This window comes from Cellulomonas wangsupingiae (assembly GCF_024508275.1).
Classification (GTDB): domain Bacteria; phylum Actinomycetota; class Actinomycetes; order Actinomycetales; family Cellulomonadaceae; genus Cellulomonas; species Cellulomonas wangsupingiae.
In genome coordinates, this window is record NZ_CP101989.1 from 4,037,929 (window position 1) to 4,052,214 (window position 14,286).

Sequence of the window (14,286 nt, forward strand, 5' to 3'; positions counted from 1 at the left end):
CTGATTCTCAAAGCACCTTGAATCCCGACGCGCACCATGGGTAGTGCAAAGTTCCACTACCTCCAGAGATCGACGTCACCGCCGACGTCGTCAGGCATCGGCGGTGACGGTCCGACCTCAGCTCGCGAGAAGGAGCCCGACGATGGTGCGAAAGATCATCTCGACCCTGGCGGCATCCGCCCTGCTGGCCCTGAGCCTGTTCGGCGCGGCACAGCCGGCACAGGCCGCCGCTCCCGGCGGCGAGCTGCGCAACAAGGACACCGGGCTGTGCGTCGACCGCCGGGAGCACCCCGAGCGGCCGGTGGCTGCGTTCACCACGAAGTGCAACGGCTCGGCCACGCAGCGCTGGGTCTACTCAGCGGCGGACCAGACCATCCGCACCCCGGACGGCCGGTGCCTGGCCACCGGCAGCTCCTCCGGGATCTTCGTGACCGCCTGCGACAGCGGCCTGCTGGTGCGCTGGGGACAGACCAGCGACGGCCGCATCCACCAGCTCGACTGGGGCATCGGCTGCATCGAGGACTTCCGCACCACCACGCTCACCTGGGGTGCCTGCACCAACAGCCCCAACGAGGTCTGGTCGTCGCTGGTGACCGCCTGACCCTGTCGAGGTGGGAGCGCGCGGCACCGTGGCGGACGGCCACGGTGCCGCGCCACGTCCATGGACGCCCGGCGGACCTCGGCGTCGGGTGCGGGTCAGTCGAGCCAGCGGGCCGCGGCGTCGTAGACGTCGTCGGGCACGGTGTTGAACGCGATCGCTGCCTGCGGGGCGTGCCGGTGCACCAGGTTGACGACGCGCTCGAACAGCCCGAGCAGGTCCTCACGCTTGCGGATGCCGCCGCCGACGACCACCACCTGCCAGGAGCGGGAGCGGAGCGCGGCGGTGACGACCTGCTCGACGTCGTCGCTCCCGTCCAGACCGACCAGGCACCGGACCGCGGTGACGCCGGCCTGGTCGAAACGCGTCATCCCCTCGGCGACCGCGCGCGCGACCGGCTCGGGGTCCCAGGGGCCGGGCACCCGGTAGGGGTCCAGACCGATCACGAGCACGCCCGGACCGGAAGTGATGGCGCTCACCCCCTCACCGTAGGCGCACGGTCGGACATCCGCCGCAGGACGCAGCCGACCCGTCAGGCGCGTGCGCCCCGCGCGTCCTCACCACGACCGTCCGGTCCCGCCTGCTCGAGGGTGAGCTCGAGCACGACACCGTCAATTCCGCCGAGATCGGCCATGCCAAACCAGATCCTGCCGCCTTCCACCACGTGCTCGATGCCCTGGAGCTCAGTGCCGGCGAGATGTTCTTCATCGACGACGCGCCCAGGAACCTTGCCGCAGCGGCCGACCTCGGGATCGTCACGCACCGCTTCGTGGATGTTCCTCGACTTCGAGCGGCACTCGTGGAGGCTGGCATCGTGACGAAGAACTCGTCGTTCTCCTCGAGCGGCGGCGAAGATTGACCGCCGGCGCCACTCACGAGCCACAGCACTGAAAGTCAGACCAGGACGTCCTTGACGCTCAGGTCACCGCCTGCGCCTGGGTACCGCGAGAAGTCGACAGCCCACAGCCCTTCGGGGGTGATCGACCACGCCCCGTGGTCCAGCGCCCAGTGCCACCACCGGACCCGCTCGACCATCGTCAGATGGGGCGTCTGCCCCAGGCCGGCGTCAGGAGTCCACATCGCCGTGGTGGACGCTCGTGTCCGGCAGTCGAACACCAGCGGGTGCTGGTAGCCGAGGACCGGCACGAACTGCGGGCGGTAGATGACGTCAGCGAGGTCCTCGTCGTCGGCCAGGCCCCAGTCGATGGCGTCTTGCGCCCACGTGCGCGCGAGCTCGAGAGCGGTCCGGAGCGGCGGGAACTCCCGGTACGGCGCCAGCGCAGGTGACCGTGCGGCGGTGTCCTCGCCGTCGTGCCACGCCCAGACGGCACGGGCGTCTTCAGGGAGCCTGAGGTCGTGCTCGGCGGCGAGGGCGTCGATGTCGTCCAGAGGGAGTCCTGGGCGCAGGCAGGACACTCCCCGCGCGCCGAGGTCACGCAGTCGCTGTTCCCATGCGGTCAGCGCGTGCGTGACCTCGGCGGCGGACATGGCGATCTCCTCAGGGCTTGCAGATCTGCATTGTGGGAACGTGCGAAGCGACGGGCGGGATGGGGATGGCGTAGAACTATTCGAGCCGGTTGGTCAAACCATCTTGGCATCTCGACAACAGCATCTTTGTCGAGATGCGGCACAGATTGACCGATCCTGCAGGCTGGTGCGAACGGCACCACGCTCGGAGCCCGCGGCTGCCCCGACGCCATCACGGGTCATCTAGGCTCCGGGGCGTGCTCATCTGGATCAATGGTGCATTCGGTGCAGGGAAGACCCAGACCGCGTTCGAGCTCCGCCGTCGGCTGGTCGACGCGCACGTCGCCGACCCCGAGCTCCTCGGGTTCGCGTTCCAACGGACGCTCCCGCCCGCAGCGCGCCATGACTTCCAGGACCTCGCACCGTGGCGTTCGGCCGTGGTCGACGTCCTTCAGCAGGCCGAGGCCGCCCACGCCGGCCCGGTGCTCGTGCCGATGACGATCGTGCGTGACGACTACTTCGACGAGATCGTCGGAGGGCTGATCTCCCGCGGGGTGGACGTCCGCCACTACGCCCTCATCGCGAGCCCGGAGACGCTGCGCATGCGACTGAGCACCCGCATCGCGTTCGTGCGCTCCGGCCTGCGCCGCGAGACCTGGGCGATGCAGCAGATCCCGCGCTGCGTCGCCGCCCTCGACCAGGAGCGCTACGCCACGCACGTCCACACCGACCAGAAGACGACCGACGAGGTCGTCGAGTGGATCGCCACCGACGCCGGCCTCGCGCTGGACGCGCCGCGGCTGGCGGCGTGGAGGTACCAGCTGCGGCGCGTCACGGTCGGCATCGGCCACATCCGGTAGCAGCGGCGCGCGCCGGCACCCCGTGCCTGGACTACCGAGGCCAGGGCGACGGCGCGTAGGACCGCAGGGCCGAGGACGCCCTCGCTGTGCCTAGGGTGTGCTCGCGGGCGGGTCCTGGACGAACCGGACCCCGTCAGCCCGGTACGACCGGATCGTCGCGGCGATCTCGGCAAGCAGCTGCGCCTCGGTCACGGGGCCGTTGCTGCCGAACGTGTACCCGGGTGGGCCGTCCTGCGGCTCGTGCTCGAACTCGATGTCGAACGTCGTGCCACCGGGACGGCGACGCACCAGGACACCGACACCATCGACGCGGATCAGGGTCTTGTCCTCGAACACCCGCCCAGGCTAGGGGGACGTCCGACTGCTGGACCCGTGGCCCGAAGGCGAACCAGGGGCAGTCCCGTTCTCGGCGCGTGCTCACTCGTTCGGTCTGAGGGTCCACTCCTGGTCACCGGCGCGGACCAGCAGGTGCAGCCCAGGTGCGCGAAGCGGGCCCACGAGCTCGAGGACCCGGTCAGCGAGCCGTCGGCCGTCGGGACCGTAGACGCTGATCTCGGTCTCGTCCCTCGAGCGCATCGCGCCGTCCACCTCGCCGACGTCGGGCGCGAGCCCGAGCATCAACGTCATCTCGACGATGTCGCCCACCGAGCGCCCACGCCCCGGTACGACGACGACGACACGGTCGGACGGAGGCTCGGGCGCCGGGGGCGGTGCCGCGCCCGGCGGCACGGGCGTCGGGTTGTCCCACCACGGTTGTGTGCGCAACGGGACGAGCGCGTTCGCCCGCACCTGCTGCAGGAGCCACCGCTCGAGCAGCTCGGCGCCCATCGCGCCACCGTACTGGCGTCGGCCGAGCTCGCTGAGGGGTGCGTGGAAGAAGTGGACCCGGCGCAGCTGGTCGTCGACCAGGTCCACCCGCACCTCACGTCCTTCGGGGTAGACGTCGCGCAGGTCCGTCTCGAACTCCGGTGTCTTCCACCTGCTGCGGTCGACGTCGCCCGCGCCGCCGAGCAGCGGCCACGGGTCACCGATGTGCAGCCCCGAGAACTCCTGTGCCAGCAGCGCGTCCCCCGGTTCGAGATCCGCCAGCTCGGCGCGCGTGGGCAGCGTCGGTCGCGGGGCGAAGACGTAGCCGAGCACCCCCTGCGGCGGCGTGTGGAACACGACCCGCCCCGGGGCGAACGTGCCGTCGGCAAGAGGGATCGCGAACCAGTCCCCGACCCGGTACGCCGCTGCGCGCGTCCTCACCACGACCGTCCGATCCCGTACGCCTGGTCGAGGGTGAGGTCCTTCCAGGAAGGGTCACGCGGTTCGGTCCGCTCGATGAGGAAGGCCTCCCCGCCGGGCAGGTAGAAGTCCGCCTCCGTCGGGCGCAGGCCGAACCACTCAGCGACCTCCACCAGGTGCGCGTGGGTGAACCGGTCGCGGATGCGCCGGGCGGTGCGGTCGGTCGGGTCGGGGAACGGTGGCGGGGTGGCGGGCTCCGCCACCTCCCACCGCCCGCCGTCGGTCGTCCGGACGCCCACGGTCCACCCGTCGGGCTCGTCCGGGTGCTCCACGGAGGGGACGAAGGTGCTCACCTTCCGCTCACCCCACCACCCGAGATTCGTCCGGGCGCTGTAGGTGTGAGGGGCCTCGCTCACGGCGACGGTGCGCAGGCCGTTGGCAGCCAGCGCCCATGGCGTGAGCTGCACCTCGGTGCCCATCCAGTCGTTCTCGACCACCGCGGACCACCCGTTGGCCGTCGGCATGACGAGGCACTTGCTCGGCACCGCCGTCACGAGCGGCAGCATCGCCGCCAGCACGTCCTCGAGCGTCCCGCCGATCCGCGACACGACCGGGGCGCACCCTGTGTTCCGCGTGATGACGGCGCCGCGCCACGCCATGTACGTCTTGACGAACTCCTCGGCCTCCTGCTCGACGAAGAGGATCGACTTGGTCAGGGGCAGCCAACGACCACCCAGCAGCAGCTCGTCGTGCACGGGGCGTGACGTCATCCCCGAACCTTCCCAGGCGTTCCCAGGCGGGCACGCCGCCGGCAGGAGGATGGGGCGTGGATCACCCGGATGGCTGCGTTCAGCCGGCCACCAGAGCCCGCGCCCAGGCGTCGGCCAGCCAGGCGCCGAACCGCTCGCCGGACCAGCCGCGCTCGTGCACCAGGAGCGCACAGTACTCCGGCCCGTTCATGCTCCAGATGACGTCCGCCATCTCCTCGTCCGTCAGGTCGGTGCGCAGCTCGCCGGTCACACGGAGGGCGGTGACGAGGTCCCGCATGTTCGCTGCGCGGCGTGCGGAGATCGACTCCTCGACGGGTGGGTGGGCGTGGTGCCGCCCGACGGGTGCACGGCCCCGGACACGGAGCGGGTGCGCGCGGTGCTCACGCGGTGAGGGGTGCCGGGGTCCGCCACGAGCCTCGTGCCTGGCCGCTGTGTCAGGCGCGGGTCGAGCGGATCGCGGTGCGCAGCACGACGACGCCGGTGACGCCCCCCATGGCCACGACGGCGAGCACCGAGACGCCCAGGGACACCGTCGGGTCGACGAACGCGAGCACGAGCGCGAGCAGGCCGAGCACGACGACGACGGCCCCGGCGCGGCGCTGCCCGCGACGCGCGGCCATGAGCAGACGGTCGAGCGTCGGGCGCTCGTCGAGGCGCATCGCGCGCGACGCCGCGGCGTCCGGCACGGGCACCTTGGGCAGGGCGTTGCCGATCACGATCGCGACCAGCGCGAGGACCGCCGCCACGACCACACGACCCGTGCGCTCGTCGCCGCTCGCGAAGCTCAGGAAGAACACGTGCAGGGCGACGACGACGGGCGTGAGGATGGACAGTGCGGTGTCGACCGAGCGACGGTCCGTCTCCGCGGTGCGCCACAGCGGGACGGAGGCCGCCTTGGCGACGCGCACGCGGGCGCGCTGGGCGAGCAGCAGGACTCCGCCGATGCCGAGCAGCACCAGCGGCAGCAGCGCGACCAGCACGAGCTTCGGGACGTGGGCGTCGGCACCGTCCTGCCCGCCGCCCTCGAGCGTCAGGACCCAGGGCAGCCGGCCCCAGACGTACGCCGACAGGCCCGCCATGGCCACCAGGCCCACCGCCGCGACGGTGACTCCTCGGGTCGGGAAGGTGCGGTCCGGGGCGCCGGCCGTGGTCGTCTCGTGATGCATGTGGTCCCCCTGCTCACTCGGTGGGTGGTGCCGCGCGGCCGACGCCGAGCGACTGGAGGAAGGCGGCGAACGCGGACTCGACGACGGACGCGTTCGCGCTGTACCGGATCGTGGTCCCGCGGCGCTCGGCGAGCACGAGGTCCGCCTCGCGCAGGATGCGCAGGTGCCCGGACAGCGTCGGCCCGGGGACGTCGAGCACGTCGGCGAGCTCGCCGGCGAGCATCCAGTCCCGTCGGGCCAGCTCACGCAGCACCGCGCGCCGCGTCGGGTGCGACAACGCAGCGAACACACCGTCCGCCATGGCTTCCTCCGTATTTCGTGAGATACCAAATTAGCACCAGACGCGACGTCGCGAGCTCCCCGTCGCGGAGATCCAGACCATCGTCACCAGGTGACCCCACCGCACAGGAACGTCGGCCCGTCCGCCGCAGAGGGGGCATCGTCAGGGCCGCGTCCGTACCGTCGAGTCATGGCACAGCTGGGGCACGTCACGTGGCCACCCGAACCTCTCGCTACCGATCGGCTTGCGCTCCGTCCGCCGGAGGCGCGCGATCGCGCGGCGTTCGTCGAGCTCTACACATCGCCTGACGCGGCGAGGCTGGGGTTCGTCGAGGTCGAGCGCGTCGAGGCGTACGACGCCGAGCAGTGTTTCGGTACGTGGACCCCGGGCGCAGCGACTGGACGTCCGTGAAGAAGTACATCCTCTTCGACCACGACGGCGTCCTCGTGGACACCGAGCCGTGGTACTTCAAGGCCGGCGAACGCGCCCTGGCCGACGTGGGTGTGGTTCTGGACCAGGCGCAGTACCTCAGGGACATGAGCCAAGGGCTGGGCACGTGGGTCCAGGCCCGCGCGGCAGGCCTCGACGAGCCGACGATCGACAGGCTCCGCTCGGCCCGCGACGGCTACTACCAGGACTACCTGCGGACGCAGCCGATCGAGATCGACGGCGTCCTGGAGGTGCTCACCGAGCTGTCCCGGCACGCGCGCCTGGCGATCGTGACGACGTCCAAGCGTGCCGACTTCGACCTCATCCACGAGAAGCGGCAGATCCGCGCGTTCATGGACTTCGTCCTCGTCCGTGAGGACTACGAGCACGCGAAACCGGACCCCGAGCCGTACCTGGCGGGACTGCGGCGCTTCGGCGCCGCCCGGTCCGAGACCCTGGTCGTGGAGGACTCGGTCCGCGGGCTGAGGTCTGCCGTGGCAGCCGGGATCGACTGCGCCGTCGTGGACAACCACTTCACCCGCGCCGGGGACTTCTCCGCGGCTCGGCACCGGATCGCGACGCTGGACGAGCTCGTCGACATCGTCGGAGGATCTGGCTCGCCACGCGGGACGTCTGGTCGGGCCAGTCCGCCGCACGGGCGTTGAGGCGCGGCATCGCCTGACGACGTCCTCGCACGCCGGCGACACACGAGGGCCGGTCTCAGCGCTCCCGCGCGGGACCAGGACGGAACGCGCACGCCACCTGGCCGGGGCCGGCCCGGACCCGCGCGGTCAGCCGTCGAGAGGCGCTGGTGCATCTCGACTGCTGCCCGGACGGGGTCTGGTCGTCGCTGGCGACCGTCTGACTCTGTAGGCGGGTGGCTGGCTCCTCGCCCGGGCGTCCCAGCGCTCCGGCCTAGGCTGACCGGATGCCCGAGCAACCAGTACGACGTCCGCGTGTGGAGGAGCTCGCCTGGGAGCCGACGACGATGGGCGACATCAGCCTGCGTCGACGCCAGGACCCGGTGACCGGAGCCGACGTGCTCGAGGTCAAGCTGGGCGACGAGTTCCTCATGTCGAGCCTGTTCACGGTGGCCGAGGAGGAGCTCGCGCGGCTCGGGCTGGCCATGACCGGGTCGTCCGCCGACGGTGGTGCGGCTCCGCTCGACGTCGTCGTCGGCGGCCTCGGGCTCGGGTACACCGCGCTCACCGTGCTCGAGGATGCGCGCGTCGGCTCGCTGGTCGTCGTCGACGCGCTCGCCGAGGTGATCGACTGGCACCAGGCCGGCCTGATCCCGGCCGGCGCCGTCCTCACCGCCGACCCGCGGTGCCGGCTGGTGCACGCCGACTTCTTCGCCGCCCTCGCGTCGGACGACGGCCTGGACCCCGGCATGCCCGGCCGCCGGTGGGACGCCGTCCTGGTCGACATCGACCACTCGCCCCGCCACCTGCTCAACCCCAGGCACGCGAGCTTCTACACGCCGGCCGGCCTGGAGCGGCTGCGCGAGCAGCTGAAGCCCGGCGGCGTGTTCGCGCTGTGGTCCAACGACCCGCCGGACGAGGCGTACCTGGAGCTCCTCCGCACCCTGCTGGTCGACGTCCGGGCGGATGTGGTCGCCTTCCCGAACCCCTTGCAGGATCGGGACGCCACCAACACCGTCTACCTCGGGCGCGCGCCGGGCTGATCCCACCTGGTCCCGTTCGATGCCGTCCGCGAGAGGTACACCGGAAAAAAGCCCTGCCCGAGATCCGCGTCCCGCCTGGCGTACGACACATGTCCTGCCGACTGACGGCCTCGCCCTCGACGCGTACGACCCCGCCCGGCTGGCGCGCTTCTGGCTTCCATCTCGACCGCGGGTGGACCGACGGCGCGCGTCGCACTCCAGCCCTGCCGTGCCCGAGCAGCTGGTCCTGCACGCCGCCCGCCGGGTCGTCAGAGCCGGCCCTCGCGTCGAGCCTGGTGCACGGTCGCCACCTTGGCCTGGAAGCCCAGGCTGCGCGCCAGCGACGCCTCCACCTGCCCCAGCCACGGGTTGTCGAGCGAGGTAGGGCGCCGTCGCGCGTGACCCTGTCCGCGCGACGTGAGCGCCGGCCGCCGAGCACCCCGACGAGCGCCCCGAGACCGGCTCCGAGACCGATCGTGAGCCCCAGCGAGGGCGGCACGTTCCCGCGTGCGACGTTGATGCTCGCGGTCGTCCCTCCCTCGTCGAGCCCACGCAGGCGGATGTCCACGACGACACGGTTCCGGCGCCCGTGCACCGCACCCCGGTCAGCCGGCTCCTCGACGGTCCACCCCTCGCCGCGCAGCGCGCCCGCGACGTCGCCGGTCGCGACTGCGCGCTCGGACACCGCGTCCCAGTGCAGGGAGCCGCGGTCGAACGAGGGTGCCCACCGTCCGGAGATCCCGCGCCCGGCCACGTCCCGGAGGTCGCCCAGGGGCAGGCCCGCGGCGACGGCGCGCAGCTCGTCGTCGCTCGGCTGCACGACGTACCAGTGCACCGCGGCACCACCGGCCGCGCCGGCACCCGAGAGCGCCAAGGCGAGAAGCACAGCGACGACCGCACGGGCCACGCGGCCCATCTAGGGGGCGTCCCGCACGGTGTTGCGGCCTGTCCCGCCGTCGATCACGTCCACACCGGCACCTCCGTCGAGCTCGTCGTCACCACCCTGCCCGAACAGCCTGTCGTCGCCGTCCTCGCCCAGGATCCGGTCATTCCCCTCGCCGCCCTCCACCGGGTCGTCCCCCGCACCGGCGTGCACCACGTCGACCCCGCCGCCGGCGAGCACGCGGTCGTCCCCGTCGCCGGCATCGACGACATCCGCGCCTTCTCCCTCGGAGACGAGGTCGTCGCCGTCGCCCGCGGCGATGACGTCGTTGCCGTTCGCGCCAGTGATCGTGTCGTCGCCCGTGCCGGCGTCGATCCTGTCGTGGCCGTCGCCGCCCTGGATGCTGTCGGCGCCCTCACCACCGACCAGCGTGTCGTCGCCGTTCGCACCGAACAGAAGGTCGTCACCGTCCCAACCTCGGATCGAATCGCCTCCGTCGCCACCGTCGAGCCGGTCGTCGCCCGCATCTCCGACCAGGATGTCGCTGCCGTTGGCCCCGAAAAGCGTGTCGGCGCCCGCTCCCCCGTCCAGCACGTCGTCACCGTCACCGCCCTCGAGCCGATCGTCGTCGCTGTCCCCGAGGAGCCGGTCACGGCCCTGCGAGCCTGGATCAGGGTCGTGTCCTCGAACATCCGCCCAGGCTAGGGGGATCCCGAGCGACACAGTGGAACGGCGCATCGATCGCCTCGGTCGCGAGAGGTACGTGCGATGCAAGCGACATACCTACCGGTCGGTATGGACACCGGGTAGGTTGAGACCAGAAGTCGGCGGCGCTCGGCAGGAGGTCACGCATGGAGATCGTCGGGGCGGTCCTCGAACGGTCGGGCAGCCCGGCTCCCTTCGCCGAGTCGCGGCCGTTCACGGTCTCGCGGCTCGAGCTCGACGACCCCGGCCCGGGCGAGGTGCTCGTGCGCATCGAGGCCGCGGGCGTGTGCCACTCCGACCTGTCCGTCGTCGACGGCAACCGCGTCCGTCCCACGCCGATGCTGCTCGGGCACGAGGCCGCGGGGATCGTCACCGCGCTCGGCACCGGTGTGACGGACCTGTCGCGGGGCGATCGCGTCGTGCTCACCTTCCTGCCCCGGTGCGGCGACTGCGCCGGCTGCGCCGCCGACGGACGGCTCCCCTGCGTGCCCGGCAGCGCCGCGAACGCCGCCGGGACCCTCGTCGGCGGCGGCACCCGGCTGCACCGCGACGGCGCACCCGTGCACCACCACCTCGGCGTCTCGGGGTTCGCGTCGCACGCCGTCGTCAGCCGCACCTCGCTCGTGCGCGTCGACCCCGACGTCCCCCCGCAGGTCGCGGCCCTGCTCGGTTGCGCGGTGCTCACCGGCGGCGGTGCGGTCGTCAACGCCGGCCGACCGCGGCCCGGCGAGCCCGTGGTCGTGGTCGGGCTCGGCGGCGTCGGGATGGCCGCGCTGCTCGTCGCCGTCGCGCTCGGGCACGACGTGACCGGCGTCGACACGGTGCCGGACAAGCTCGCCACGGCACGGGACCTCGGGGCGAGCGTCGCGTGCACGCCCGCCGAGCTCGTCGAGCGCGGGCTGCGCGCGCCCGTCGTCGTCGAGGCCGCCGGCTCCGCGCGCGCGCTCGAGACCGCGTTCGCGGCGACCGCGCCCGGCGGGACGACCGTCACCGTCGGACTCCCCTCCCCCGCCGCGCGGGCCTCGCTCTCCCCCCTGACGCTGACCGCGGAGGCGCGCACGGTCGTCGGCTCCTACCTCGGCTCCGCGGTGCCCGAGCGTGACGTCCCCCGGTACGTCGACCTGTGGCGCTCCGGCCGGCTGCCCCTCGAACGGCTCGTGTCCTCGCACATCGCGCTCGACGACCTCGACTCCGCCATGGACCGCCTCGCGGCCGGTGGCGAGCTCCGCCAGCTCCTGACCTTCGACGAAGGGACCACCCCGTGACGACAGCGCGCACCACGACAGCCCTCGTGACCGGCGCCGCCCGCGGCATCGGCGCCGCGACCGCCCGTCGGCTCGCCGCCGACGGCTACCAGGTCGCCGTGCTCGACCTGCGCGAGGCCGACGCCGAGGCGACCACCACCGCGATCCGCGAGGCGGGTGGCACCGCGCTGGCCGTGGGCGCCGACGTGGCGGACGAGGACGCGGTCGCCGCCGCGGTCGCGCGCGTCGCGGACGAGCTCGGGCCGCCGACCGTGCTGGTCAACAACGCGGGGATCCTGCGTGACAACCTGCTGTTCAAGATGTCGGTCGACGACTGGGACGCCGTCCTGTCGGTGCACCTGCGCGGCGCGTTCCTCGTGAGCCGTACGGTCCAGCAGCACCAGGTCGCCGCCCGCTGGGGGCGAGTGGTCAACCTGTCGAGCACGTCGGCGCTCGGCAACCGCGGCCAGGCGAACTACGCCGCCGCCAAGGCCGGCATGCAGGGGTTCACCAAGACGCTCGCGATCGAGCTCGGGCCGTTCGGCGTCACCGTGAACGCCGTCGCGCCCGGCTTCATCGAGACCGACATGATGCGCGCCGTCGCCGAACGGACCGGTATGGCGTACGACGACCTAATGGCCGCCGCTGCCAAGGAGGTCCCGGTGCGCCGGGTCGGCCGGCCCGACGACGTCGCCGCAGCCGTCTCGTTCTTCTGCTCCGAGGACGCGTCCTACGTGTCCGGGCAGGTGCTCTACGTCGCCGGAGGGCCGCGCGCATGACCGCCATCACCGTGATCTCGCCCGAGGACCTCGGCGCCGCCGTCGGGCAGTCCGCCACCGGGGAGTGGCGGGTCGTCGACCAGGGCCGCATCGACCTGTTCGCCGACGCGACCGAGGACCACCAGTGGATCCACGTCGACCCCGCGCGCGCCGCCGCCGAGTCGCCGTTCGGCGGGCCCGTCGCGCACGGCTTCCTCACGCTCGCGCTGGTCCCCGCGCTCACCGCCGGGCTGCTCGACGTCGGCGGGACCGCGATGGTCGTCAACTACGGGCTCGACCGCGTGCGCTTCCTCCAGCCCGTGCTCGCGGGGTCGCGCGTGCGGGCGACCACGGTGGTCGAGGGCGCCGAGCCGACCGCGCAGGGCGTGCGCGTGTCGTCGACCGTGACCGTCGAGATCGAGGGTGCGCCGCGCCCGGCGCTCGTCGCGCGGACCATCGCGCTGTTCGTGCCCGCCTGAGGCACGCCGGGCGCTCGCACCCGGACCCCGTCCGGGGAGCGAGGATGACCGGCATGGAGCTCACCGACTTCCTGATCGCCCGGCTCGAGGAGGACGAGGACGACGCACGGGGACGGCTCGCTGCGCACGCCGGCGACGGCGGTCCCGGTTCCGCCGACCCGTCCAGCGCTGCCGCCGCGTCCGGCGGAGCGGGGTCGCCGGAGCGGGTGCTCGCGGTCTGCGCCGCGCAGCGGCACGTCGTGGACACCTACCTCGCGTTGACCGCCGAGAGCGCCGCCGCGGTCGCGGCGGGCCTCCCGTTCGTCCGCGAGAAGACCCTGGCAGCTGCCGAGTCGACCATGGCGTCGATGCAGCTGGTCGCCGGCTCGGCGTACGACCGCGTGCTGCGCTGGTTCGCCGAGGTGCATGCCGAGCACCCGGACTACAACGAGGAGTGGCGCCCGTGACGCGTGACCTCGACGGCCGTCGACCGCCTGCAGGAGCGGTCAGCCGCCGGGCACGCCGTCAGCTCACCCGCTCCAGCACCATCGCCATCCCCTGTCCGCCGCCGACGCACATGGTCTCGAGCCCGAGGGTCCCGTCGCGCTCCTGGAGGCCGTGCAGCAGCGTGCTCGTGATCCGGGCGCCGGTCATGCCGAACGGGTGGCCGACCGCGATCGCGCCGCCGTGCACGTTGAGCCGGTCGAGGTCGACGCCGAGCTCGCGCGCGGACGGCAGGACCTGCGCGGCGAACGCCTCGTTGAGCTCGACGAGGTCGATGTCGCCGATCGACAGGCCCGCGAGCGCGAGCGCCCGTCGGCTGGCCTCCACCGGCCCGAGACCCATGAGCTCGGGTGACAGCGCGCTCACGCCCGTCGAGACGATGCGCGCGAGCGGCGTCAGGCCGAGCTCGTCGACGACGCGGTCGCTGACCACGACGAGGGCCGCCGCGCCGTCGTTGAGCGGGCAGCAGTTGCCGGCGGTGACGGTTCCGTCGGGCCGGAACACGGGGTCCAGAGCGGAGAGCGCCTCGACCGTGACCCCCGCGCGAGGACCGTCGTCGCGCGACACGACCGTGCCGTCCGCGAGCGTGACCGGCGTGATGTCCCGCTCCCAGAAGCCGCTCGTGAGCGCGGCCTCCGCACGGTTCTGGCTCGACGTGGCGTACTCGTCCTGGTCGCGGCGGGTCGTGCCCGTGCGCTGCGCCACGTTCTCGGCGGTCTGGCCCATCGCGACGTAGACGTCGGGCAGCTCCCCGTCCTCGCGCGGGTCGCGCCACGTGCTGCCGCCCTTCGCGGACCGGGCCGTGCGCTCGACGGCCTCCGCGAACACCGGGTTGGTCAGGTCCTCGCCGGGGATGAAGTCGCTCGACCCGCGCGCCAGAGAGCTGACCGACTCGACGCCGGCCGAGACGAACACGTCGCCCTCGCCGGCCTTGATCGCGTGGAACGCCATGCGCGTGGTCTGCAGGCTCGACGAGCAGTACCGGTTCACGGTCGTGCCGGGCACGGTGTCCAGCCCGAGCAGCACCGCGACGACCCGCGCCATGTTCATCCCCTGCTCGCCGCCGGGCAGCCCGCAGCCGAGCAGCAGGTCGTCGACGCGCGTCGGGTCGAGCGCCGGCACCTGGTCGAGCGCCGCGCGCACCATCGCGGCGGCGAGGTCGTCGGGTCGCACGCTGCGCAGCGAGCCCTTGAACGCGCGGCCGATGGGTGAGCGGGCGGTGGCGACGACGTAGGCCTCGGGCATGGCGGGCGGTCCTCTCGTGGACGACGACG

Annotated in this window: 19 protein-coding genes; 9 read left to right on the plus strand and 10 right to left on the minus strand. The window is 72.7% G+C overall.

Annotation, left to right across the window (positions count from 1 at the left end; genetic code table 11):
• Positions 1–142: 142 nt before the first annotated feature.
• Positions 143–601, plus strand: a complete 459-nt coding sequence (locus NP075_RS18615) for a ricin-type beta-trefoil lectin domain protein (RefSeq protein WP_227563589.1) — start codon at positions 143–145, stop codon at positions 599–601.
• 95 nt (positions 602–696) lie between these two features.
• Here NP075_RS18615 and NP075_RS18620 read toward each other — a convergent pair whose 3' ends face one another.
• Positions 697–1,077 (minus strand): hypothetical protein, encoded by a 381-nt coding sequence (locus NP075_RS18620; protein WP_227563591.1) that lies wholly within the window; start codon positions 1,075–1,077, stop codon positions 697–699.
• Between the two features lie 101 nt (positions 1,078–1,178).
• Here NP075_RS18620 and NP075_RS19160 point away from each other — a divergent pair, with 101 nt between their 5' ends.
• A complete protein-coding gene (locus NP075_RS19160) occupies positions 1,179–1,457 on the plus strand; it encodes an HAD-IA family hydrolase (protein ID WP_227563675.1) in 279 nt (92 codons plus the stop codon).
• A gap of 35 nt (positions 1,458–1,492) precedes the next feature.
• Here the strand turns inward: NP075_RS19160 and NP075_RS18630 are convergent, their stop codons facing one another.
• The gene (locus tag NP075_RS18630) at positions 1,493–2,086 is read right to left on the minus strand and encodes an SMI1/KNR4 family protein (RefSeq protein ID WP_227563592.1); all 594 of its coding nucleotides are present in this window, start codon (positions 2,084–2,086) and stop codon (positions 1,493–1,495) included.
• A 236-nt stretch (positions 2,087–2,322) separates the two neighbouring features.
• Here NP075_RS18630 and NP075_RS18635 point away from each other — a divergent pair, with 236 nt between their 5' ends.
• Positions 2,323–2,925, plus strand: coding sequence for an AAA family ATPase (locus NP075_RS18635; RefSeq protein ID WP_227563593.1), 603 nt, complete (start codon positions 2,323–2,325; stop codon positions 2,923–2,925).
• Positions 2,926–3,015: 90 nt separating this feature from the next.
• On the opposite strand, the gene NP075_RS18640 is transcribed toward NP075_RS18635, so the two are convergent.
• The 6 genes from NP075_RS18640 to NP075_RS18665 form a co-directional block, all read right to left on the minus strand.
• A complete protein-coding gene (locus NP075_RS18640; protein ID WP_227563594.1) occupies positions 3,016–3,261 on the minus strand; it encodes a hypothetical protein in 246 nt (81 codons plus the stop codon).
• Between the two features lie 81 nt (positions 3,262–3,342).
• On the minus strand, positions 3,343–4,173 hold the full coding sequence (locus NP075_RS18645; RefSeq protein ID WP_227563595.1) for an immunity 26/phosphotriesterase HocA family protein: 831 nt from the start codon (positions 4,171–4,173) through the stop codon (positions 3,343–3,345).
• Positions 4,170–4,922, minus strand: a complete 753-nt coding sequence (locus NP075_RS18650; RefSeq protein ID WP_227563596.1) for a hypothetical protein — start codon at positions 4,920–4,922, stop codon at positions 4,170–4,172. Before NP075_RS18650 ends, NP075_RS18645 begins: the two co-directional genes overlap by 4 nt.
• A 79-nt stretch (positions 4,923–5,001) precedes the next feature.
• A complete protein-coding gene (locus NP075_RS18655) occupies positions 5,002–5,199 on the minus strand; it encodes a hypothetical protein (RefSeq protein ID WP_227563597.1) in 198 nt (65 codons plus the stop codon).
• A 157-nt stretch (positions 5,200–5,356) separates the two neighbouring features.
• Entirely contained in the window at positions 5,357–6,088 is a 732-nt protein-coding gene (locus tag NP075_RS18660) for a hypothetical protein (protein ID WP_227563598.1), read from the minus strand.
• Positions 6,089–6,101: 13 nt separating this feature from the next.
• A complete protein-coding gene (locus NP075_RS18665; protein ID WP_207339987.1) occupies positions 6,102–6,389 on the minus strand; it encodes a metalloregulator ArsR/SmtB family transcription factor in 288 nt (95 codons plus the stop codon).
• A 356-nt stretch (positions 6,390–6,745) separates the two neighbouring features.
• On the opposite strand from NP075_RS18665, the gene NP075_RS18670 reads away from it, so the two are divergent.
• Positions 6,746–7,462, plus strand: coding sequence for an HAD family hydrolase (locus NP075_RS18670; RefSeq protein ID WP_256791321.1), 717 nt, complete (start codon positions 6,746–6,748; stop codon positions 7,460–7,462).
• Positions 7,463–7,725: 263 nt separating this feature from the next.
• Entirely contained in the window at positions 7,726–8,481 is a 756-nt protein-coding gene (locus NP075_RS18675) for a polyamine aminopropyltransferase (RefSeq protein WP_227563600.1), read from the plus strand.
• Positions 8,482–9,376: 895 nt separating this feature from the next.
• Here NP075_RS18675 and NP075_RS18680 read toward each other — a convergent pair.
• The gene (locus NP075_RS18680; RefSeq protein WP_284439906.1) at positions 9,377–10,066 is read right to left on the minus strand and encodes a calcium-binding protein; all 690 of its coding nucleotides are present in this window, start codon (positions 10,064–10,066) and stop codon (positions 9,377–9,379) included.
• Between the two features lie 128 nt (positions 10,067–10,194).
• Between NP075_RS18680 and NP075_RS18690 the strand changes: the two genes are divergently transcribed.
• The 4 genes from NP075_RS18690 to NP075_RS18705 are packed head-to-tail and all read left to right on the plus strand — an operon-like array spanning position 10,195 to position 12,975.
• Positions 10,195–11,313: an alcohol dehydrogenase catalytic domain-containing protein gene (locus tag NP075_RS18690; RefSeq protein ID WP_227563601.1), complete on the plus strand. Its 1,119-nt coding sequence runs from the start codon at positions 10,195–10,197 to the stop codon at positions 11,311–11,313.
• Entirely contained in the window at positions 11,310–12,071 is a 762-nt protein-coding gene (gene fabG, locus NP075_RS18695; RefSeq protein WP_227563602.1) for a 3-oxoacyl-ACP reductase FabG, read from the plus strand. The genes NP075_RS18690 and fabG overlap by 4 nt, the downstream gene beginning before the upstream one ends.
• The gene (locus NP075_RS18700; RefSeq protein WP_255629062.1) at positions 12,068–12,529 is read left to right on the plus strand and encodes a MaoC family dehydratase; all 462 of its coding nucleotides are present in this window, start codon (positions 12,068–12,070) and stop codon (positions 12,527–12,529) included. Before fabG ends, NP075_RS18700 begins: the two co-directional genes overlap by 4 nt.
• A gap of 44 nt (positions 12,530–12,573) precedes the next feature.
• On the plus strand, positions 12,574–12,975 hold the full coding sequence (locus tag NP075_RS18705) for a DUF6221 family protein (protein ID WP_227563603.1): 402 nt from the start codon (positions 12,574–12,576) through the stop codon (positions 12,973–12,975).
• A 58-nt stretch (positions 12,976–13,033) separates the two neighbouring features.
• Here the strand turns inward: NP075_RS18705 and NP075_RS18710 are convergent, their stop codons facing one another.
• Entirely contained in the window at positions 13,034–14,257 is a 1,224-nt protein-coding gene (locus NP075_RS18710) for an acetyl-CoA C-acetyltransferase (RefSeq protein ID WP_227563604.1), read from the minus strand.
• Positions 14,258–14,286 lie beyond the last annotated feature (29 nt).